Annotated in this window: 16 protein-coding genes; 9 read left to right on the forward strand and 7 right to left on the reverse strand. The window is 35.1% G+C overall.

Annotation, left to right across the window (positions count from 1 at the left end; genetic code table 11):
* Nucleotides 1-481: 481 nt before the first annotated feature.
* Nucleotides 482-1,468: a cyanophycin synthetase gene (locus tag H6F32_RS01510; protein WP_190367568.1), complete on the forward strand. Its 987-nt coding sequence runs from the start codon at nt 482-484 to the stop codon at nt 1,466-1,468.
* Between the two features lie 207 nt (nt 1,469-1,675).
* Here H6F32_RS01510 and H6F32_RS01515 read toward each other — a convergent pair whose 3' ends face one another.
* Nucleotides 1,676-2,005 (reverse strand): hypothetical protein, encoded by a 330-nt coding sequence (locus H6F32_RS01515; protein ID WP_190367569.1) that lies wholly within the window; start codon nt 2,003-2,005, stop codon nt 1,676-1,678.
* Between the two features lie 1,749 nt (nt 2,006-3,754).
* On the opposite strand from H6F32_RS01515, the gene H6F32_RS01520 reads away from it, so the two are divergent.
* Nucleotides 3,755-6,598: a DUF4114 domain-containing protein gene (locus H6F32_RS01520; protein WP_190367570.1), complete on the forward strand. Its 2,844-nt coding sequence runs from the start codon at nt 3,755-3,757 to the stop codon at nt 6,596-6,598.
* Here H6F32_RS01520 and H6F32_RS01525 read toward each other — a convergent pair.
* Nucleotides 6,595-7,326, reverse strand: a complete 732-nt coding sequence (locus H6F32_RS01525; protein WP_190367571.1) for a phosphorylase — start codon at nt 7,324-7,326, stop codon at nt 6,595-6,597. The genes H6F32_RS01520 and H6F32_RS01525 overlap by 4 nt on opposite strands.
* A gap of 114 nt (nt 7,327-7,440) precedes the next feature.
* Between H6F32_RS01525 and H6F32_RS01530 the strand changes: the two genes are divergently transcribed.
* From H6F32_RS01530 to H6F32_RS01545, 4 genes are all read left to right on the forward strand, one after another.
* On the forward strand, nt 7,441-10,146 hold the full coding sequence (locus tag H6F32_RS01530) for an efflux RND transporter permease subunit (protein ID WP_190367572.1): 2,706 nt from the start codon (nt 7,441-7,443) through the stop codon (nt 10,144-10,146).
* A 322-nt stretch (nt 10,147-10,468) separates the two neighbouring features.
* Nucleotides 10,469-11,455 carry a hopanoid-associated sugar epimerase gene (gene hpnA, locus H6F32_RS01535; RefSeq protein WP_190367573.1) on the forward strand — a complete coding sequence of 329 codons (987 nt, stop codon included), beginning with the start codon at nt 10,469-10,471 and terminating at the stop codon, nt 11,453-11,455.
* 91 nt (nt 11,456-11,546) lie between these two features.
* Nucleotides 11,547-12,563 (forward strand): adenosyl-hopene transferase HpnH, encoded by a 1,017-nt coding sequence (gene hpnH / locus H6F32_RS01540; protein WP_190367574.1) that lies wholly within the window; start codon nt 11,547-11,549, stop codon nt 12,561-12,563.
* Nucleotides 12,564-12,901: 338 nt separating this feature from the next.
* A complete protein-coding gene (locus H6F32_RS01545; RefSeq protein WP_190367575.1) occupies nt 12,902-13,819 on the forward strand; it encodes a carbohydrate ABC transporter permease in 918 nt (305 codons plus the stop codon).
* 50 nt (nt 13,820-13,869) lie between these two features.
* Here the strand turns inward: H6F32_RS01545 and H6F32_RS01550 are convergent, their stop codons facing one another.
* On the reverse strand, nt 13,870-14,586 hold the full coding sequence (locus H6F32_RS01550) for a heme oxygenase (biliverdin-producing) (protein ID WP_190367576.1): 717 nt from the start codon (nt 14,584-14,586) through the stop codon (nt 13,870-13,872).
* Nucleotides 14,587-15,079: 493 nt separating this feature from the next.
* Between H6F32_RS01550 and H6F32_RS01555 the strand changes: the two genes are divergently transcribed.
* Nucleotides 15,080-15,397 (forward strand): DUF3067 family protein, encoded by a 318-nt coding sequence (locus H6F32_RS01555; protein ID WP_190367643.1) that lies wholly within the window; start codon nt 15,080-15,082, stop codon nt 15,395-15,397.
* 48 nt (nt 15,398-15,445) lie between these two features.
* Here H6F32_RS01555 and tatC read toward each other — a convergent pair whose 3' ends face one another.
* Together tatC and H6F32_RS01565 are read right to left on the reverse strand one after the other, a co-directional pair.
* Nucleotides 15,446-16,219, reverse strand: coding sequence for a twin-arginine translocase subunit TatC (tatC, locus tag H6F32_RS01560; RefSeq protein WP_190367577.1), 774 nt, complete (start codon nt 16,217-16,219; stop codon nt 15,446-15,448).
* Nucleotides 16,220-16,272: 53 nt separating this feature from the next.
* Nucleotides 16,273-17,808 carry a YifB family Mg chelatase-like AAA ATPase gene (locus H6F32_RS01565; RefSeq protein ID WP_190367578.1) on the reverse strand — a complete coding sequence of 512 codons (1,536 nt, stop codon included), beginning with the start codon at nt 17,806-17,808 and terminating at the stop codon, nt 16,273-16,275.
* A gap of 253 nt (nt 17,809-18,061) precedes the next feature.
* On the opposite strand from H6F32_RS01565, the gene H6F32_RS01570 reads away from it, so the two are divergent.
* Entirely contained in the window at nt 18,062-19,231 is a 1,170-nt protein-coding gene (locus H6F32_RS01570; protein ID WP_190367579.1) for an FAD-binding oxidoreductase, read from the forward strand.
* 333 nt (nt 19,232-19,564) lie between these two features.
* Here H6F32_RS01570 and H6F32_RS01575 read toward each other — a convergent pair whose 3' ends face one another.
* Nucleotides 19,565-19,828 carry a hypothetical protein gene (locus H6F32_RS01575; protein ID WP_190367580.1) on the reverse strand — a complete coding sequence of 88 codons (264 nt, stop codon included), beginning with the start codon at nt 19,826-19,828 and terminating at the stop codon, nt 19,565-19,567.
* A 562-nt stretch (nt 19,829-20,390) separates the two neighbouring features.
* Nucleotides 20,391-20,936, reverse strand: coding sequence for a DUF721 domain-containing protein (locus tag H6F32_RS01580; protein WP_190367581.1), 546 nt, complete (start codon nt 20,934-20,936; stop codon nt 20,391-20,393).
* A 594-nt stretch (nt 20,937-21,530) separates the two neighbouring features.
* Between H6F32_RS01580 and mnmG the strand changes: the two genes are divergently transcribed.
* Nucleotides 21,531-23,435: a tRNA uridine-5-carboxymethylaminomethyl(34) synthesis enzyme MnmG gene (gene mnmG / locus H6F32_RS01585; protein WP_190367582.1), complete on the forward strand. Its 1,905-nt coding sequence runs from the start codon at nt 21,531-21,533 to the stop codon at nt 23,433-23,435.
* The last annotated feature ends 43 nt before the right edge of the window (nt 23,436-23,478 follow it).

The raw sequence follows: 23,478 nt of genomic DNA on the forward strand, positions 1-23,478 counted from the left end.
GAAATCAAGCTAGAAGCCTAATCTACAGCAATAAAATTGTCATTATTGGAGATGTCTATTGATGATGTCATCTTGTTATTTGATATTTGATGGATTGTCAACACCTTATGCAACAATATCTACAGCAGCTATCAGCTGTCAGTACGTTAAGAGAAGACAGTTATCCAATATACAAACAAGGTATGAAAAATTTACTGAAAAAATCATGTAGTCAAGGTAAATTAGCATATAACTTATAATTCATACCAATAAATTATACATAAAATACCCACTACAAAACCTGAAAGCTGAAAGCTAACTGCTAACAATCATTGAAAAATATAGCTTATTACCACGCTATAGAATTAATTTCCCTAGATTTACAAAAAATCAGGAAAATTGCTTTCCGTGAATGATTCAAGATTGCTATATTATATATTCTGCCTCTTCTATCTTCCATCCTGATAATTTTAGATAATTCTTTCACCACTGAGTTATACAAATGTCATTTATTACATCAATGATTGAAAAACTTGCATTACAATTAGATGCAGTAGTCACAATTGAACCAGAATACCAGCTAGTAGGACATATTACTTTTAAAAATGGTAAAAAATCGGCCTTTAGTCAAACTAAGTTTAATATTAATGGTTTTGGTTCGGCAGAATTAGTTAAAGATAAAGCCTATGCTAACTATTTTCTACAAAAATTTGGCTATCGAGTTACCGAAGGAAAAACATTTTTTAGTGAAAAACTATGTAGTAAATTTCCTAACCTGAGAAATATTCATGATGGTGGTAATTATACACAATCCCTAGGTTTTCCAGTGATTGTTAAACCTTTAAATTTAAGTCAAGGAACATTAGTAACTAAAGTGTATTCTCTCGAAGAATATTATACTGTTGCAGAAAAAATATTCCAAATTAATACAGGTTTAATAGTAGAAAAATTTTATCCAGGTAATGATTATCGTATTGTAGTTTTAGACCAAGAAGTATTCGTAACTTATCAAAGAATACCTTTATTTGTAATTGGTGATGGCCAATCTACTATTTTGCAAATTTTGCAGCAAAAACAAGAAAAATTCATCGAAATAGGTAGAAAAAAAATTATTAAATTTGATGATTTTCGTATTTTGCAAAAATTACAACAACAAAACCTAGATTTTAAAAGTATCATTCCTGAACATCATAGAGTTTATTTATTAGATAATGCTAATTTATCCAGTGGAGGAGAAGCTATAGATTTTTCTGAAAGTATTCATCCTGACTTTCAAAACTTAGCAGTTAAAATTACCCAAGATATGGGATTGAGATTAGCAGGTGTAGATATCTTAACCGATGATATTACTCAACCCTTGGGTAATTATACATTATTGGAAGTAAATGGTTCTCCTAGTTTATCTCATTATGCTGCTAGTGGAGAAATAGCAGCAAAAAAAGTTGAGAATTTGTATCTCAAAATTCTCAAGATTTTGGAAAATGAGTAGTCAGGATCCCGGAGATCAAGGAGTTAGCAATCAGTGATTATAGGACTGATATTTGAATTTTGAAAAAAATTAGGTATTGTAGGGTACCTCAGATATTATAAATCTGTTTATTGATACAAACTTTATGGAGTCTGACACACCCTAGGTATATGCATCATAAATCAAATATTATTCCTATATCAACTGTCAATTACCAATTACTAATTATTACCATCTTTTCCGTAACAAATATTCCAACTCCGCTTGTAAAGATTGTATTTCTGCTAACCTAGCGACTAGTAAACTCTCGTTACCAGAATCTTCTAAACGAGACTTCCAATAGTAAATACTATCCGCATTATTCATCCAAAAATTAACCACTGTATTAACTACTTGATCTAAATTCCAACCCCATTTTACTGGTACAGGTTCAATAGATTCCAAAAAAGCATCTAAAGTACAAATCTGTGTTCCTAAATATTCTACACCATCCTGTTGTTCATGATTAAAAAATTGCCAAACTGGAGATACTCCTACTAGATCAAAACTGTATTTCATTCTAGTCCTCCTGATAAGTTTAAGAAGAGTTGATTAATGATATGACTGACTTACACACGAAGTAATCAAAAAGCTGATTCTTTTTTAGGGTTTAATTTATGAATTACCCCTACTTTCGTGATGTTTTGGGTAAATCCTGAATTAGTCCATTGATTAGCACTTATAAGGCTTGACTGCTAATTATTCAGAGTTGATTAATTAGTCTATTAATTAGCACTTATAAGGCTTGACTGCTAATTATTCAGAGTTGATTAATTAGTCTATTAATTAGCACTTATAAGGCTTGACTGCTAATTTTCTAGCTAATCATTTCCCGCTTTATTAAACACTATTATCTCTTATTTGTAGAGTAATTTCAAGTTTGTTAGGACTTACGCAAGTGTCACACTAAAAAATCTGTTGAGTAGGTGCGTCAGATATCAACAATTTGGTTATTTACATGATTTATACTGTCTGACGTGGTTGGTGAGCTTGTCGAACCACACCCTAAGCTAATGTGCAGCACTCACTGTATAATTAAAAAACCTGAAGTTACAGTAGCACAAGCATCTTGCTTGTATTAATTATTCAAGTTAAAGGCACAACAGCTTACCAATGTGCCAGTTGCGTAAGTCCTGTTTGTAAACAGTTTTTTAATAGTTTTTGATAATTTTTGATAATGAACAACAATATCTCGCACTTCTTAGAGAATTCCGAGTTATCACTCTAATATTGATCAAAAACAACGGGCATTTTAATAATAAACTCTGTACCTTCTCTCAGAATACAAAGAGAAAATAATTGTCCTTGATGTTTTTGTAAAGGACTGATCGAAATTAATTTAACATTTTTGGAACCAACAAAAATCTCTGTATTTCTTAGAGGATGTTTGTAAAGTCTAAATTAATAAGAAAATCGGCGATTAGAAATCGCGTCTACACAGGTGAAATTTGCATATACTTATTAAAAAAAATTTGTTTTTTTATTATTTAGCATAAGCAATTTTAGGTTGTATATTAATTATACTGAAGCGAGATTAAGCATGATGATATTCGACTAATAATTTTAAAACACACTTTTAGACTAGATGTGACTAGAAATCATTACTCACTAAAACCCTGATAATAAAAGTCCAAAATAGAGATTTAAATAATTTTAACTAAAACTTTGCAAAAACTTTATAATCAAAATCACCATTCATCAGCTATATTGTTTCTGGGCAACAATAGTAAACCTGTTAATTACTAAAAAAGTTGAGTCCTTAAATCAAATCAGGCATAAAAATACAGCATCTCTAATTGTGGGTAAGATGAATAAAAACCCAATTATTTCTTAGCGTGAATTTGATCATCAGAGGTAAATTGGTAATGAATAAAATTACAACCCGAACAATTTTATCAGATGTCCCGGAAGAGTAATTTAGATAGCAGAATTTATCCTTATATAACACTTCTTTACTAATGTAACTAACTAATTAGTTTAGAGAAGAAGCCATTAAATCAACAATAAGGATTAACATTCAGGAAACAATTGATTTTTGATGTATTTATACTTCATTATATGTCCAATATTTTGGTTTTTGTCTTGACAAAAATGAGGTATATTTTTGCATTAATTCATCTAAATTATTAACTCTTAACCAAAGAGTAAATTTACTATGCAAACATCCATGATCGCAAGGGAATATTAATCGCACAAAACTTTTAAAAGGTACAATAGTACAGCAAATTGCACCATAGAATATAAATCAACTATCAAAGAAACAATATTATGTCAGAAAAAACTTTTGATCTCTCTACAGTTGACGGTAACAACGGCTTTACTATCAAAGCAGAAGAAGGAGGCAACTTAGGATACTCAGTTAAAAATGCCGGAGATATTAATGGCGATGGTATCCAAGATATAGTAATTAGCGCACCTTTAGCTAATACTAATAATCAAGATAATTCAGGAAAAACTTACGTAGTTTTTGGTAGAGAAAATGGTTTTACCTCAGTTATTAAGACTTCAGAAATTGACGGTACTAATGGTTTTATAATTAACGGTGCTAATATTGGAGACGAATCAGGTCGTTCTGTTAGTAAAATTGGCGATATCAACGGTGATGGGATTGATGATTTAGCCATTGGCGCACCTTTTTCTGGTATTAATGGTGAACAATCTGGGGCTGTTTATGTAGTTTATGGAAATAAGAATCCTGACTATTTTACCACACCTATTGAACTCTCTAGTCTCGGTCAAAAAGGTTTTACTATCACAGGTTTTAGTGCTGGAGATAATGGAGGTTGGGCTGTTAGTAATGCTGGTGATATTAATGGTGATGGTAAAGCAGATTTATTAATAGGTGCAACTGATACTGGTGGCAATGGAGCAGGTATTAAAGGCGAAAGTTATGTAGTTTTTGGTCAAGATGACTTTGGTTCCACTGTCAACATAGCTGATATTGTTGGGCAAAATAAAGGTTTAAAAATCATCAGTAACAAAGATAATAACCTGGGTTATTCTGTAAGCTATGCCGGAGATTTTAATAAGGATGGTAAAGATGATTTAATTATTGGTGCCCCCTACGCTGACCCTAATAATAATAATAATGCAGGTCAAAGTTTCATAATTTATGGTCAGACTGAATTTACTAGCAACACCATCAATGTTTTTGAACTTAGTTTGGATCAAGGACTGACAATTAATGGACAAAATAGTGATCAATCTGGTTTCTTTGTCAGCGCAGCTGGAGATTTTAATGGCGATGGTATCGCAGATGTAATTATTGGAGCAAGGGATGGAAATCCTAATAACACAGAATTTGCAGGACGCGTTTATATAGTTTATGGCAAAAAAGGCGGTTTTGATTCTAATATTGATTTAGCAAGTCTTGATGCGTCCACTGGTTTAGTAATCAATGGTATTAATAGTGAGGATAATGCTGGCTGGTCTGTTGGTTCTTTAGGCGATTTTAATGGTGACGGTAAAGATGATATTATCATTGGATCACCTAACGCTGATCCTGATAATAAGAACAGTGCTGGACAAGCCTATGTAGTTTATGGTTCTAATAACTTAGGTGCAACACTCAATCTCCAGGACTTGAATGGTACTAATGGTTTTATTATTAATGGTCTAGTTGCAGGTGATAATTTAGGTCACTCAGTTACAGGCTCTGATATTAATAAAGATGGTACTCCTGATTTGATTGTTAGTGCGCCTTTTGCTAATAATGGTATGGGATCAGCTTATGTAATATTTGGTACTCCAGCTAACCAAGCGCCCACAGGTTTAGCATTAAACAATAATACCGTTAATGAAAATGTGGATGCGGGTACGGTGGTTGGTGATTTAAGCACCACAGATCCAGATCCTGAAGATAACATTTTTATTTATGAATTACCTGCTGGTATTGCTGATAATAACCTTTTCCAAATTGACAATGGAAAATTAAAAGTTAACTTTAGTCCTGATTTTGAAACTAAACAAAATTACACTGTGAGAGTGAAAACCACAGATCAAGGTGGACTAAGTTATGAAAAAGATTTGACTATTAACATTAATGATATTGATGAAAATCCTGTCAATATCACTGGATTGTCACTCAACAAAATTAGTGATGATGTCTTTAATATTCAAGGGAATAACGGTAAAGCTACACTAGAAGTAAAACTTACAGGACATAGTGCTACAAGTGTGAATGAATTGGGAGTGTTTACCGTAGATGATGCTAGTGGTAAAATTAATGGAATTGCCCCAGGGGAAGCAGGATATACACAAGCAGCACTTGAGAGAAGTCGGGTAATTTTCTCAACTATAGCTAATCCTCCAGCTGGTTTTAATACTACTCAACTAAGTCGTCTTTTAGGATTTAATTCTAATGATAATCTGCGGTTCTATTTAGTCAAAGGTGCTTCTACTGACTCTGTAATTAGTGGTAGTACGCCTCAAACAAATGTTCTTTTCCCCAGTGCTAATAGTTTAAGAATTACAGATTTAGGATCTGGTAATTACTCTCTCAATTGGGAAGATGGTACTGGTAGTAATGATTTTGCAGATTTAACAGTTAATATTTCTGCGACGAATCAAAGTTTACCTTTAGGTACTAATCTCCAAAACAAATCCCAAGGTGAATCTTTAGATTTACGTAGTCTTAGTAAGGATCAGACTGTGAATGCTGATTTTACTATCAATGGAGAGGCAAGTTTTAACAATACCGTTGGGTTTTATCGAGTTGTTAATGAACAAGGTGGAATTGATATTGATGGTAATGGTACTGCTGATATTAATCCTGGACAAGATGGCTATATTCAAGCCGCTATTAATAGTCGCGTGGATGGACTTAATTTAAACGCACCCAATGGCACAACTGCAACTGGTTCTGGTGGTTTACAAGGTGGTTATATCTTTGCGCCCTTCTTGATTATTAATTCCACTGTTGATGCTTTTCTTGATGGTAATTCTTCTAATGATCCTCAAATTTATTTCAGTTACTTAGGTGCTAATTCTGATGGTGCGGATCATGTCAGAGTCTTAGGTGATAATACCTTTGGTTTTGAAGACTTACCAGGTGGTGGTGATAAAGACTTTAATGATGTAATTGTTAAGGTGAATTTTACCACTGTAGTTTAGAAGTTTAGATCCCCAACCTCTTTCAGAAGTTGGGGATATTTAAATAGTTTTGTTGCTATTTTTGTAAGTTTTTTTAGCCCTATTAATGAACCTTTAATTAACTGGGTTGCTGCTATGGGTTGCTGGCAAAATTGCCACATTAAGGGTAGAATTTGTAATGAACCATCTCCACTAATTACAGATGTTAAATTGGGTATATCATGTTGTGCATCATCACTAATGACTCTTAATATAGTCATAGGTATTCCTATTTTTTGGAAAAATTCTAAGGCTGTAAATCCTTCCATGTCTACTACATCTGTTTGATATTTTTGATATAATTCCTCTTTTTCTTGTTTGGTGCAAATAATGCGATCGCTTGTTATTCCTTTGACTAAAGATACTTGTTCTCCCAAACAATGATATATATTTGCAGTCAATTTTTGATCACATTGTGCTATTTTTCCCTGATATAAACAACTTTCATATAAAACTACATCCCCAATTTGATATTTTGGGTTTAAACTGCCACATAGTCCCATGATTAAAACTCGATTTTCTGGATGATGGATTGATTGTTCTAAGTATTGCAAGTATTCTTGCTGTAAATATTCATCTAAGGATTCCATTCCCATCGGTATGGGTAATATTTGATGATCTATGGGATCATGAGATTTTTGAGCACGCTTTAAACTCGCACTAATAGCTTGATATTCTGCACCCTGGGGAACTAGAATTGTAGTGGTCATAATAGGAATGAGGAAAGATTAAGGTTAATTAATTAACAATTACTGATTATCAATCACCAATTGTCAGTTTCTACTGTAAGATCATTGTGCAACGCCAGATCAGATCACTGACCAATGACTAATTCTACATCCTTGCGCGATCGCTTTAATATTTCTAAATTGGCCATTAAATTTTCCTGGATCACCATCTGTTTTTGGTTAGCAATAACCATTGCAGGTATTTTGGCTTTTAGTTCTCTTAAATATGCTTTATTTCCAGATATAACTTTCCCTGTGGTAGTAGTTAACGCCCAAGCACCTCTCGCTTCGGCTTTGGACACAGAGAGTAAACTAACTAAACCATTAGAACAGACTTTAAAATCTTTACCAGGTTTGGAAGATATTCGTTCTTCTAGTTATCCAGGCCAAAGTGCAGTTAGTTTATCTTTTTTCGTGGGGACAAATTTAGAAGAGGTAAAAAATAAAACCTCTACACTAGTCAAACAGTTAAAATTACCCCAAGGTACAACTTATAAAATTATACCTTTAAACTTGAACGAATCAGCAGCCGTGAGTTATGCCCTAGAAATTAAGGGTGGAAATTTAACAGAGTTACAGGAAATTGCTAAAAAGGATATTATACCAGCGATCGCTCAACTTCCTGGAGTTCTCAAGGTCTCCTTACTTGGTGATGGTAATTCTCTTCCACCATCTACTAGTCCTAATAGTTTACCCGCCGCAGGTACATTAATCCGATTCAACGGTAAAAATGCCCTCGCTTTTCAAGTCATCAAAAAAGGTAACGCTAACACTTTAGAAGTAGTTAGTCGCGTAGAAACAGAAGTCAAAAAACTACAAAGCAAGTTAAAAAACATCACCTTTACCCTAGCATCTACCCAAGCCGAGTATATCCGTAAAGCCACCCATTCTACCATTGACGCACTCATAGAAGCGATTATTTTAGCTGTAGTAGTCATTTTCCCCTTTTTATGGAACTGGCAAGCAACGATTATTTCTGCCCTAGCCATTCCCATATCCCTATTAGGGACATTTATCGTCATGGCAATTTACGGATTTAACCTAGAAACCATCACACTTCTAGCCCTCGCCTTAGTAATTGGTTCAATCGTAGATGATGCCATAGTAGATGTAGAAAACATCATGCGGCACATCGCCAATGGTGAAACTCCTCGCCAAGCAGCTTTTACCGCCACCCGTGAAATCGGATTAACCGTATCAGCAGCCACATTTACAGCAGTCGCAGTCTTTTTACCCATAGGTTTCATGGGCGGAGTCATCGGCCAATTTTTTAAACCCTTTGGTATTACGGTTTCCGCCGCAATGTTAACATCTTTACTGGTAGCGCGTACCCTTTCTCCTGTATTATGTATTTATTGGTTAAAGCCTGGTGAATTTCAAACTAATAAATATACAAACAAAATAGGTATAGTGTGTGACCAAGCATATCGTGACTTGTTAGCTTGGTCATTAAAACACCGTTCTCTGGTGATGCTATTAGCTGTACTTAGTCTGGTTGCTGGTATAGCTCTGATCCCCCTAATTCCTAAAGGATTTATTCCTAAACTTGATCGAGGAGAGTTTAATATAGTGTATTCAGCCCCTGCTATTCCTCCTGATATTGCACAAGCGGCGCAAGCACAATTAAAATCACCACCAGCACAAGAAATAGCAACGGTACAAAAAGTAAACGGAGGAAATTCTTCCCTAGCTGCTTTATCATCTTCTCTTCCCATTCGTAATTCTTTAAATGATTCTTTGGAAGTAGCTAAAAAACTGGAAGAAGTTGTTAGAAAATCAGCCGATGTGGCAAATGTATTTATCACGGTAGGTTCTCGCGAAGGTGAACCAAATAAAGGTACTTTGTACATTAAATTGAAACCAGAAAGAACAGTGAAAACCGCAGATATACAAGATACATTACGTAATGATATACCGAAATTATCTGGTGTTACTACTAGTGTGGAAGATATACAATTTGTAGATACTGGTGGACAAAAACCTCTACAAATTGCTTTAGAAAGTGATAATATTGCTAGTTTAACTAAAGCAGCAAAGGCAATTAAGCAAAAGGTAGAAAAAATATCTGGTTTTGTAGATGTGACAATTACTGGTACTAATGGTGAAGAAAAAACTATTTGGCAAATTGATCGGTTAAATAATCAAAGAGTAGTTTATGTTAGTGCTAATTTAGCGCGAAATTTAACTTTAGGTGATGCTACAGATAGAGTTATTGCTGAAGCTAAGGCAATTATACCTAATGATGTAAAATTGAATTTAGGTGGAGATTCTGCCAATCAAAATGAAGTTTTTGGTAGTTTTGGTAGCACTTTATTATTATCAGCTTTATGTATTATCGCTGTGTTAGTGTTACTGTTTAAGGGTTGGGTAGATCCCATTGTGATTGGTATTTCTTTACCTTTAGCTTTAGTGGGGGCTTTATTTTCTCTGTTTGTTACCAAAAGTGATTTTGGGATGATCTCTTTAATTGGTTGCGTGTTTTTATTGGGTATTGCTAATAAAAATGCCATCTTAATTGTAGATTGTATTAATCAATTAAGAGATGAAGGTTTAGAAAAAGTTGAAGCAATTCTTAAAGCAGGTCCGTTACGTTTTCGTCCCATTATGATGACTACCGCTTCTACTATTTTGGGGATGTTACCAATTGCTTTGGGTTTAGGTGCAGGTTCAGAATTGCGATCGCCTATGGCAGTATCTATTACAGGGGGTTTAATTAGTTCTAGTATTCTCAGCTTAATTATTGTCCCTGTACTTTACGCTATTTTAGATGATTGGTTTCCCAAGAAAAAATTCAGCAGGTAAACACAGATCCCGGACTTCTTTAAGCAGTCCGGGATATAACTCCTAGTTATGCTTTAGCACGGTTATCTAATTTACGTATAGTCATTTCCATTCAAGTAAAGTACAAGCAGTAATGATAGAGGCTATATTTCATTAGACCTGTCCGATAATTAAAGTAGGAACAATTCATGAATTGTCCCTAGAAGGGGTTTCAAATCACGGACATTGAATTACCACCAGATATATACTAAACTGGAAAAGACTATAATATTTTACTTTTTCTTAGAAAAATCAGCGATCGCTCACCAAAAAACTGCCAAAAAAATTAGAATTAGAAAAAATTATGCGAGTATTTATCACAGGTGCTACAGGTTTTATCGGTTCTCACATTGTCAGATTACTATTAAAACAAGGATATAAAATAACAGCATTAGTTCGTGATCAAAGTAACTTAAATAACCTACAAGGATTAAAAATTGATATTGTAAAAAGTGATCTAAACGATCCAAAGATTGCCGAAAAAATGCAAGGTTGTCAATATTTATTTCATGTAGCTGCCCATTATTCACTCTGGCAAAAAGATAGAGATTTGTTATATAGTTATAACGTAGAAGGAACAAGAAACATTTTAACAGCAGCCCAACAAGCGGGAATAGAAAAGACAATTTATACAAGTTCCGTAGCAGCTATTGGAGTAGGAAAACCAGGAGAAATAGTAGATGAAACCCATCAAAGTCCAGTAGAGAAATTAATAGGAGATTACAAAAAATCTAAATTCTTAGCCGAAAAAATAGCCCTAGAAAAAGCGCAACAAGGTCAAAATATAGTTATAGTAAATCCTACTAGTCCCATCGGCGCATTAGATATCAAACCCACACCAACTGGAGATATAATTTTAAGATTTTTAAGGCGACAAATGCCAGGTTATGTAGATACAGGATTAAACTTTATAGATGTAGAAGATGTAGCTTGGGGACATTTATTAGCATTAGAGAAAGGAAAAGTAGGCGATCGCTATATACTAGGTAATCAAAATCTTACCTTAAAACAACTCCTAGAAAAACTATCAGAAATTACCAACATTCCCGCACCAAAAACAGTCATCCCACCTTGGATACCCCTAACAGTAGCGTGGATAGACGAAACCATTCTCGCACCCTTGGGAAAAATTCCCACAGTTCCCCTAGATGGAGTTCGCATGGCACAGCAAAAAATGTATTATGATTCATCTAAAGCCATCCGCGAATTAGGAATACCTCAATCTTCCCTAGACATAGCCCTAAAAAATGCGGTAAATTGGTTTATAGCCAATGGTTATGTAAATAGATAACAGATGTTATTTATTGACTTTACCAGCTACTTTTGACTGTTGACTTCCGCTTTGCGGACAGTGGTGTAATTTATCGAGGAGCATCAATTTCATGGCAATTAACTTACAACAAGCAATAGACATCGGCAAATATTTAGTTACTCAACGTTTATTAGGAAAAAAACGCTTTCCATTAGTATTAATGTTAGAACCGCTATTTCGCTGTAACTTAGCTTGTACAGGTTGCGGGAAAATTCAACATCCAGTAGAGATACTCAAACAAAATCTCACACCAGAACAGTGTTTTGCCGCAGTAGAAGAATGTGGCGCACCAGTAGTTTCCATACCTGGAGGAGAACCTTTATTACATCCGCAAATAGGCGAAATAGTTCAAGGTTTAATTGAACGCAAGAAATATATTTACTTGTGTACAAATGGTTTATTACTAGAAAAAAGTCTAGGCAAATTTACACCTTCTCCCTATCTAACTTTTAGCGTTCATTTAGATGGAATGCGCGAATGGCATGATCAATGTGTAGATAGAAAAGGAGTATTTGATATTGCTGTGCAAGCTATTCGCGCTGCCAAATCAAAAGGTTTTCGAGTGGCTACAAACACCACAATCTTTGAAGGTTGTAATATTGAAGAAATGCAAGAATTTTTTGACTTTGTAGAAAGTCTTGGTACTGATGGGATGATGATTTCTCCTGGTTATAGTTATGAATGGGCACCAGATCAAGAGCATTTTCTCAAAAGAGAACAAACTCGCGCATTATTTAGACAACTTCTTGCACCTTATACCACAGGTAAAAAGAACTGGAACTTTAATCATAATCCCCTATTTTTGGATTTTCTCATTGGTAAACAAGATTATGAATGTACACCTTGGGGAAGTCCCAGTTACAGCGTTTTAGGTTGGCAAAAACCTTGTTATCTGTTGAATGAAGGTTATTATCAAACATTCCAAGAATTGTTAGATGACACTGACTGGAGTAAATATGGCCGCGGTAGTGGTAATCCTAAATGTGCTGATTGCATGGTGCATTGTGGTTATGAACCAACAGCAGCTATGGATGCAATGCAACCGAAAAATATTGCTCGTTCTTTAACTACAGTATTTGGCAAGTAGTGTAGTAAAGTTCAAAAAATCCTGATTCTATGGTGTCAAAATTTTTGAATTTTTGAATCAGGATGAAATAATTTTACAATTACAACTGTGCGGAAAATCCCTATACTATTGGACTTACGCAAGTGTCACACTAAAAAATCTGTTGAGTGGGTGCATCAGATATCAACAATTTGGTTATTTACATGATTTATACTGTTGAAGTGGTTGGTGAGCTTGTCGAACCATACCCTACCAATGTTGAAGTTAAGTAAGTCCTATATTAATCAAATTTTTGATCCTGATTTTTTAGTTAATGAATAATAAATATCATAATTTTCTCCCTTGTATCAGAGAAGTATATGCAAAAAATAACACCTTATCAGTGGATTGTAGTTAAACAAAAACTAACTCCCTATATTTTCTTACTTCCCGCAGTAGTTATATTAAGTTTAACGGTATTTTGGCCGGCTTTACAAGCATTCTACCTTAGTTTTACCACCTACGAGAATTTAGGAGAGGCTCCTCAATGGATAGGTAGTAAAAACTTCCTGCGGTTATGGAAAGATGCTGTTTTTTGGAAAACCTTAGAAAATACTATATTGTATTTACTAGGTGTAGTACCTATTCTAGTCACGTTTCCTCTCATTTTAGCAATATTAGTTAATCAAAAATTAAGGGGAATGACTTGGTTTAGAACAGCATATTATACACCAGTGGTGATTTCTATGGTAGTAGCAGGAATAGCCTGGAAATGGTTATATGCGGAAAATGGTTTACTTAATCAAATATTAAAAAATATTGGTGTTTTTGCTGAGGGTATTCCTTGGTTAACAAGTCCAGAAAAAATATTAGGAATAGTACCCATTTCTTTAGCTAGTGTGATGGCTGTAACTATTTGGAAAGGTTTAGGATATTATATGGTAATTTATTTAGCAGGTTTACAATCTATTCCCACAGATATTTATGAGGCAGCAGCTATTGATGGTTCTGATGGTATGAGAAAACATTGGGATATTACCATACCTTTAATGCGCCCTTATTTAGCTTTAGTGGCGGTAATTTCGGCAATTTCTGCTACGAAGGTATTTGAAGAAGTTTATATTATGACTCAAGGAGGACCATTAAATAGTTCTAAAACTATAGTTTATTATTTGTATGAACAGGCATTTAGTAATTTAGAAATTAGTTATGCTTGTACTATTGGACTAGTTTTATTTTTAATAATATTAGGTTTATCAATTTTAAGGGTAGCATTAAATCAGGAAGAGATGAGGTAATTGACAATTGATAATTGATAGTTATCAATTGTCAATTGTCAATTATCAATTTATTCCGCAGTAACCAATTCTGTACTACCTTTGCTGCGTTTTCTGATTAAAGCATTGAATACCATAATACCAATTGCTTTAATCAAATTACCTTCCAATTCTTGGAACATTTTCATATTGATACCGAAAGCATCATTAGCTTCTTGTACAATGCGATCGCCTGTGGCATCATCAATAGGCATAGCATCTAAATTTTGCCGATATTGCGCCTTAAACGCCTTTTCATCAGCAATATTTGCAAATTCATAGAAAGCAGTACCTTCTCCATCATTCAAATTCATTGCTGTTTGGGCTATCCCTTTGAGAATTTGTCCACCAGAGAGATCCCCTAAATACCGAGTATAGGAATGAGCAACTAATAACTCCGGTGCTGTAGCGGAAATTTCCCTAATACGATTGACATAAGCCTCACCTGCGGGAGACAATTTAACCTGATCACGCCAATTATAACCATAATAGTAGGTTAAATCTTGCTCTAAAGTGTGTTTGCGATTTAACTCAGGAAAGTAAATCTTACCCACTACTGGATGTTCCTTGTGTTTTTCCATTTCTTCTTCCATAGCGGAATAGATAAAGTAAAAATTAGCAACTAGTTTTTGGTAAGAGTTTTTTTCCACAACTCCCTTTAAAAAACACTTGACAAAACCCACATTTTCTGCCATTGTGTGAGCTTTTTTTGTACCTACCCGTAATTTGGTTGCTAAGTTGCTGCTCATGTTAAATTTCTCTACCTTAAAAAGTCAATTACTAGAGTTTTTTATGAATCAATAAAAAAGACCCTTAAATTGTTACATTAGAACGATTTGATGAGAATTTATGTTAAAATTCATTAAGCATTCAGCAAATATCCTCAACTTCTTGAAAAATTCGAGGATCTAAATGTTTCTGATTTAGATAACTATTTATGCAATCTTATACATATACTGTATTTTTTACATATTTATTAATGGTTTATATCTTAATGTTAAAAATATACAATCAATAACATTGAAGTATGTCTTGTATATATACCACTAATTTTATTTTATCCCGCTTATGCGATATAGATGGTTCTTCCTCATCAACTATATGATAGTAGGTTTTTTTAATAGTGTCAAGGGAGAAAAAGTTTTTTTGCAGGCTTTTTTTGCTAAATGTGATAATTGAGATAGAAACAGATAGGATAACATAATAATCAATGACAATAGATGAAAAATCAATATAGTGATGATGACAGGACAAGAATTTAGACAACTTTTAATTGATAAATGGGGACAGTCCTATGATGTGCAATTACGGCGCACCCAAGGTAAAATATTTTTACAAATATTGTGGAAATATTGTGGACAAGCCTCATTTCCGCTTACAGAGGCAGAATATCAAACTCACCTAGATGATATTACCAGTTATTTGCACGCTTTAGGAGCAATAGAACAAGTCGAGAATTTTATTATAGAAACCAAAGAACGTCCTAGAATTGGTAAAGCGGTGAGCATTCCACTAAACTTAGCAAATTTAGGCGATCGCGCTTCCGAATGGATCATCTAAAATAGAGTATTGAGTGTTGAATGTGATCAGAATAATTAAGCTGATAGCTTACTTACCAATTAACTTTACCACTCCTACACCACCAAAATATAAACCAAAAACCGCACCTGCTAAAAGACTTTGAGTAACTGGGTCTGTAGAAGGTGTAATAATAGCACCTACAATTACTGATATTAACATGACATATCGCCAACCAGTCAACATTTTTTCTGAAGAAACAATACCCAAAAGAGCTAATAATAATTGAATCACAGGTACTTGAAAAGCGATACCAGTTCCAAATAAAGATATTAATACTAATTCAAAATACTTATCTAAAGACCAAAATTGTTCTACAACATCTGCACCATAGGATGTGAAAAATCGCAAAGTAGCTGGAATTATAGCAATATAAGCAAATATCAAACCAAAAATAAATAATATACTAGAACCTAGAACAACAGGAATAATTAATTGTCGTTCACGACGGGTTAAACCTGGTAATACAAACTGAATAATTTGGTAGAGAATAAAAGGACTAGCGAGAATTAAACCACTATAACCTGCCACCTTGAAAGATACAAAGAAAAATTCTCCTGGTGCTAACTGAAAAAATTTTGCTCCATGAGCGGGAATTTGCAATAATTGTACTAGAGGTTTTACCCAAATAAAACATCCGATAATTGCAACCACTACAGCAATTAAAGCAGTAAAAATTCTTTGACGTAATTCTTCCAAATGGTCAAAAATAGACATTTCTACTTCACCTGGTAATTCATCCAAGTGATCAATAATTGGTTTTGCGTCAGAATTAATAGTATCTATATCTTGAGAATGTGTCATAATTACTAGGGAATAGGATGTAAGAATCTTTACTCATTGTCAATTATCAATTATCATTGCATTCTATCAATGGTGCGATATTGAATAGCTTCAGCAACATAATGAGGTTTTAAATTTTGATCATGAGCTAAATCAGCAATAGTTCGTGCTACCTTAAGAATGCGATCGCTTGCTCTAGCAGATAATCCTAATTTTCTGATAGCGGTTTCCAATAAATTGCGACTAGCATCATCTAATTTACACCATTGTTGTAAATGACGACTTTGCATTTGAGCATTACATTTAACATTATTTTCTGATGCAAACCTGTTTGTTGCAATATCTCGTGCTTTTTGGACTCTTTCTCTGACAAACCGAGAGGGTTCTCCAGTGGAAGATGTTTGCGTAATTTCCTCTGGTTTTAACCTATTAACTGCCACTTGTAAATCTATTCTATCCATTAAAGGTCCTGATAACTTAGCCCAATATTGTTCTCTTTGTCGAGGTGAACAGGTACACCCTTGAATTGTATCACCATAATAACCACAGGGGCAGGGATTTGTGCTGGCCACTAAAGTAAATTGTGCCGGAAAAACCACAGATTGTCGAGTGCGAGAAATAGTCACATAACCATCTTCTAAAGGTTGACGCAGAAACTCTAAAACATCGCGTTTAAATTCTGTAAGTTCATCCAAAAACAATATACCGCGATGAGATAAAGAAATTTCACCAGGCCGAGGAAAACTACCTCCTCCCACTAAAGATGGTCCAGATGCGGAATGATGGGGACTTCTAAAGGGACGATGACGTACTAAAGAACCTCGGTTTTTTAACAACCCAGCGACAGAATGAATGCGTGTCACTTCTAAAGATTCACTAAAACTCAAAGGTGGTAAAATTCCTGGTAAACGTCTAGCTAACATGGTTTTTCCGCTTCCAGGAGGTCCGACAAAAATCAAATTATGGCCACCTGCGGCCGCTATTTCCAATGCTCGACGCGCATGAGCTTGTCCTTTCACATCTTGTAAATCTGCCATAGGATGGGTTAATTCTTGGTTTAATTCTACCCGATCTTCTAGCTGTACAGGTTGATATTTGCCAGGATAATTTAATAAGTCTACTACATCTGTTAAATTTTGACAGCTATAAACGTTTAAACCTTCTACTACTGCTGCTTCTTGAGCATTATCGCAGGGTACAACTAAACCAGTAATACCCATTTTTCTAGCAGTAGCAGCGATAGGAAGTACACCTGCAACAGGTCTTAAACTACCATCAAGAGAAACTTCGCCTAAAAATAGAAAGTCACCTAATAAATCTGGTTTAACCTGTTCAGAAGCCGCTAATATTCCTATACTAATAGGTAAATCAAAGGCTGGTCCTTCTTTGCGTAAGTCAGCAGGAGTTAAGTTGATGACAATTTTCCGGATAGGGAAAGCAAAACCAGCATTTTTCAATGTGGCTTTAACTCGTTCTTTAGACTCTTGAATAGCGGAATCTGGTAAGCCTAAAATAACAATACCTGGTAAACCGCCAGAAACATCAACTTCTACACCTACTTTTACTGCGTCAATTCCGACAATAGATGCACTCCAGACTCTTGCCAGCATTTTTGATATATGAATAAACTTTTATAATATCAAAGCATATCTGTAGGTAAATTGACAAGGATGGAAGAGCGCACTTCCCAAAGTCAAAAGTTGATATTCTGGCTGGTGACTTCCAGTAAGGGTTTAGCACTGCTAAACCCTTACTTACTGCTCGATCTCCTCTACTATAAGCTCATTCATGACAAAAGCAAAAGATGATTAAATGGTAAGGTGAATAAAAAGATTATTTGCTGATAGTGTACTGATAAAAGTTATGGATATAGTAATTATCGGTTGTGGTGTAGTTGGTGCTGCGATCGCTTATCAACTCAGTCAAGTGAAAGGTTTAAATATTACAGTGTTTGAACAAAAACAACCCGCTCAAGGTTCTACTAGTGCGGCTCTTGGCGTGTTAATGGGCATAATTAGCACGAAAAGAAAAGGTATTGCTTGGCGTATTCGAGAAACAAGTATTAAACGTTATATATCATTAATTCCTGAATTAGAAGGTATTACTGGGAGAAAAATCCCTTGTAATCGTCAAGGTATAGTATTGTTATTATCAGAAAATCCCGAACGACCCTTAGAAAGTGGAGTAGAAGTTTTATCAGAATGGGAAGAATTACAGGAGGTGCGAAAAAGCCAAGGTTGGAAATTGCAAGTTTGGGAACAGGAAGATTTGAAAAAATATTGTCCCCAGGTAAATGATCCCAAAATTATTGGTGCTGTTTATTCTCCCCAAGACTTACAACTTAACCCCACTGCTTTAACTTTAGCTTTGGTAGATGCCGCTCAACGCAATGGTGTAAAATTTAACTTTGGTGTCAGTGTAATCAATACAGAAACACCTCCACTTCGTCCAGAAACTCCTTTACATATTAAACAGGGTTGGGAACAGGAACACAAATGTAGTTTTATAGAAACTACTCAAGGTAAGGTAAAAGCAGACTGGTTTATCTTATCTTCTGGTTTAGGTACAAAGTTATTAACTCAAAAACTGCATCAAATGATTAATATTCGTCCAGTATTGGGACAGGCTTTGTATTTGAGTGCTGGTAAAATATTAGGTAATAAAGATTTTCAACCAGTTATTACGGGAAATGATGTTCATGTTGTACCAATGGGTAATGGTGACTATTGGGTAGGTGCGACGGTAGAATTTCCTAATGAATATGATGAAATACCACCTAACCAACAATTATTAAACGCTGTTAGACAACAAGCGATCGCTTTTTGTCCCGAATTAAGTACAGCGCAAGTAGTCCGCACTTGGTCCGGTTTACGTCCACGCCCAGAAGGCCGTCCAGCACCCGTTATTACTAAACTACCTGGGTTTAATAATGTCATTTTAGCTACTGGACACTATCGTAATGGTGTTTTACTCGCACCAGCAACAGCAATTATGGTTAAAGATATGATTGCGCCTCAAGATTCTTGTATATAGCTATCAGTAGTTAGATTTCATCTTTCAGCTTTCAGTAATTAGAATTAAAAATTAAAAAACCGCTTAAACTGCGGTTTCCTGATTTTGATATTTCCTTAATTTTTTTGAGTTGAATGATAGTTCTTCCTCATCGTATACCCTTGTATCATATTTCTGGATGCCAGTCAACAGGTTAATCTGATAAAATGCGAAATTTTTTCTGAAAATAAAATAAGCTGATGTGTAGCTAAATTGTATAACTAAAAAACCTAAAATTACTGTAGTGCAAGCATCTTGCTTGCATCTATTATCAAAATTAAAAGCACAACAGCTTACAAAAACCGCAATTAGCAATTACCAATCACCTACTATAACAGATACTTCCTCAATTTTAGCAGGAGTAACATTTTCTAAAACTACAGGAGTGGCGACTGGTAAACTCCAAGCATCTTCTAAAGTTTCCCAATAAGTTGAAAAAGCGGGTAAAGCTAAAGGACAAGCCTTCCATATAGCTTCTACGGGTGCATTTAATTTATGACAATTACCGCCTCGACGGCCTTCTGGTTGATAATGACGACAATAACGACAGGTGGATGTCAAAGGTGTAATAGGGTTCATATAGCTTAATGTTTATTGATATTTAGGACTAGTGATGTTATTCGATGTTATTCATCTATTTTGCTACTATGGTAAATGGGGATCAAGGGTAAGAACATTAGATTTGATATAGCTTCTAGCGATTTTTTATCAAAAAAAAGTTTATGATGTTTTTATATTTCTGTTATATTTATCAATAATCATGAGAGTGTTTGCATTACTATTTTGGCTGTAAACTCTCTAGGGATCAAGGTTAACAGAACTATTTTTGATAATCATTTATATTTACTCAATCTTTGCTAACCTATAGATTTCATCCTATTAAGGTAAGTAATAGTATAGATTTTACCTTAACATTCTATCAAAAAAATGGTATGGACTAGGAGCTAGGGATAAAGAACTTAAACCTTGAACTATCCACTCTGTAATTATCAGGACTTACGCAACTGGCACATTGGTAGGGTGTGGTTCGACAAGCTCACCAACCATGTCAGACAATATAAATCATGTAAATAACCAAATTGTTCATATCTGACGCACCCACTCAATAGATTTTTTAGTCTGACACTTGCGTAAGTCGTAATTATTTAAAGTATTTAGTAACACATAAAGAACAAACATTCCAGCGTTGTAACTCTCCTGGGGGGGTAGGACATTGACATTGAGGACATAAAGGGAGATGATGCGATCGCTCACGGTTAATTTTTGCCCAATTTGCAAAAGCATCTTGAGCAGTATGATATTTAGTTGTTTGCTGATTATTCAAAGTTTCATTTTCTAATAAATAACTAGGATGTAAAGAAGCAGAAGGAGGAGTATTAGTTTCTGTAACTGGTGAATATTGCCATGAGGCTGTAGAAAAGCGAATATCATTTAAAGAAACAGATAGTTTTTGATTTAATTGGATAACAATATGTTTACGAGAGAACGTCAAATTTTGCGCCCAAGCGGCGCTAGAAGTAGCTACCCATAAGACATCATGTTGAATAAATAAAGGCCGAGTATGGGAAGCGACATGAATACCAACAATATCAGACCAGGACTTTAACAAGCGGGGGAATAGTTTATCTCGCCATTGTGGTGAATTTTGTAATTTCAGTAAAATATCATTAATCGTGTTTAAAGGCATAATAATAGGAGTTAGGAAATTCATAAGTGTAGTTTTTACATCCTTTATGGTACTTATCAATACCAATATAGTATTTTATTGTACTTAAAAATAGACGTTTTTTGATAACTAGCAACTTGGGTTACTACCAAAGTTAATCTTTGTTTTCTTACTCTAATGCTTGAAGGACTGGGGATAAAATAAAACACATCTGGTATTTATAAGACTTGACTAAACGATTATCCTGTTTAGTTGTACTGAGAGTTGAACGTGAGTTCAAAAACAAAATTCCAGTTTCATGACCCTACAACAGATGTTTTAGTCTGACACTTGCGTAAGTCCTAAAGATTTTAGAAAACTATCTAATTGTTCTCATAGGCGATCGAAAGGAAAACAGTAAAGTATAATATCATCTAGCATTTCTTCTTTATTCTCAAATAACAATTTTTCATTAACAACAATAGCAAATATATAACAAGGCGTAAGGTTTTGTCTGTCTAGCCGCGATTTCTAATCGCCGATTTTAGTATTAATTTAGACTTTACAAACATCCTCTCAAGATACGCTATAATACCCCTATATGACTTTATAAATTATTAATTTTTAACTCCTACCATGACCAATTCTCCTCAATTTCAAGACGCTTATGATATTATTGTCGTTGGTGCAGGCCACTCAGGCTGTGAAGCGGCCTTGTCCACCGCCAGACTCGGATGTAAAACATTACTACTAACCCTAAACCTAGATAAAATCGCTTGGCAACCTTGTAATCCCGCCGTAGGCGGACCTGCAAAGTCGCAGTTAACCCACGAAGTAGACGCTTTAGGTGGAGAAATTGGTAAAATAGCTGATCGCACTTACCTACAAAAACGTATTCTTAACTCTTCACGAGGTCCTGCGGTATGGGCATTAAGAGCGCAAACTGATAAACGCGAATATGCAGCCATCATGAAGGGAATTGTGGAAAACCAAGAAAACTTGACCATTCGAGAAGGGATGGCCACGGATTTAATTTTAAGTAAAAATGACGAGATTATTGGTATAGAGACCTACTTTGGTTTTGCTTTTCAATGTCAAGCAGTTATTCTCACCACTGGTACATTTCTCGGTGGTAAAATTTGGGTAGGTAACAAATCTATGGCTGCTGGCCGTGCGGGAGAATTTGCGGCGGAAGGTTTAACTCAAACCCTTCACAGACTTGGTTTTGAAACTGATAGACTGAAAACTGGCACACCTGCTAGGGTAGATAAAAGATCCGTAGATTATAGTAAAATGGAACTGCAACCAGGAGATACGGAAGTTCGTTGGTTCAGTTTTGATCCGGATGTTTGGGTAGAACGGGAACAGATTCCTTGTTACATGACTCGCACCACTAAAGAAACCCATCGCTTAATTCAAGAGAATTTACATTTATCCCCTGTATATGGTGGTTGGGTAGATGCAAAAGGTCCGCGTTATTGTCCCAGCATAGAAGATAAAATAGTCCGCTTTGCTGATAAGGAAAGTCATCAAATCTTTATTGAACCAGAAGGCCGAGATATTCCTGAATTATACATTCAAGGATTTTCCACTGGCTTACCTGAAACTCTGCAAATCCTCATGTTACGCAGTTTAACAGGGTTGGAAAATTGTACCATGCTCCGTCCTGCTTATGCCGTAGAGTATGATTATTTACCAGCCACTCAGTGTTATCCCACATTAATGACTAAAAAAGTAGCAGGATTGTTTTGTGCGGGACAAATTAACGGTACAACAGGATATGAAGAGGCTGCTGCTCAAGGTATAGTGGCAGGAATTAACGCAGCACGATTTGTCAAAAAGCAGGAGATGATTATTTTCCCCCGTGAACAAAGTTATTTAGGAACTTTGATAGATGATTTATGTACAAAAGACTTACGTGAACCTTATCGGATGTTAACGAGTCGTTCTGAATATCGCTTATTATTACGTTCGGATAATGCTGATCAAAGGATGACACCATTAGGTCGGGAAATTGGTTTAATAGATGATAGACGCTGGGAATTATTTACTCGTAAACAAGAGCAAATTATTGCTGAAAAAGAAAGGTTACATTCTACTAGAATTAAAGAACATGATGAAATTGGTAAAGCGATCGCTCAAGAAACACAACAAGCTATTAAAGGATCAATAACTCTAGCAGACTGGTTAAGACGTTCCAGCATTCATTACAGTGATTTAGAACGCTATGGACTCGGTAATAAAGAACTCAACCAAGCGGAAAAAGAAGGTGCAGAAATAGACATCAAATATGCAGGTTATTTAGCTAGACAGCAACAACAAATAGAACAAATAGCTCGTCATACCAATCGTCAACTACCTAGCGACCTAGATTATCACAGCATTGACACCCTATCCAAAGAAGCCAGGGAAAAATTAAACAAAGTTAAACCCCTAACCATTGGCCAAGCCGCTAGAATAGGAGGAGTAAATCCAGCAGATATCAACGCTTTATTAATCTACTTGGAAATATCCAAACATACAGCCGCGGTAACATCATAATAGCAGTGCAGGCATCTTGCCTGCAATTCTGTGCAATATTTTG

This window comes from Anabaena sp. FACHB-1237 (assembly GCF_014696225.1).
Taxonomy (GTDB): Bacteria; Cyanobacteriota; Cyanobacteriia; order Cyanobacteriales; family Nostocaceae; genus FACHB-1237.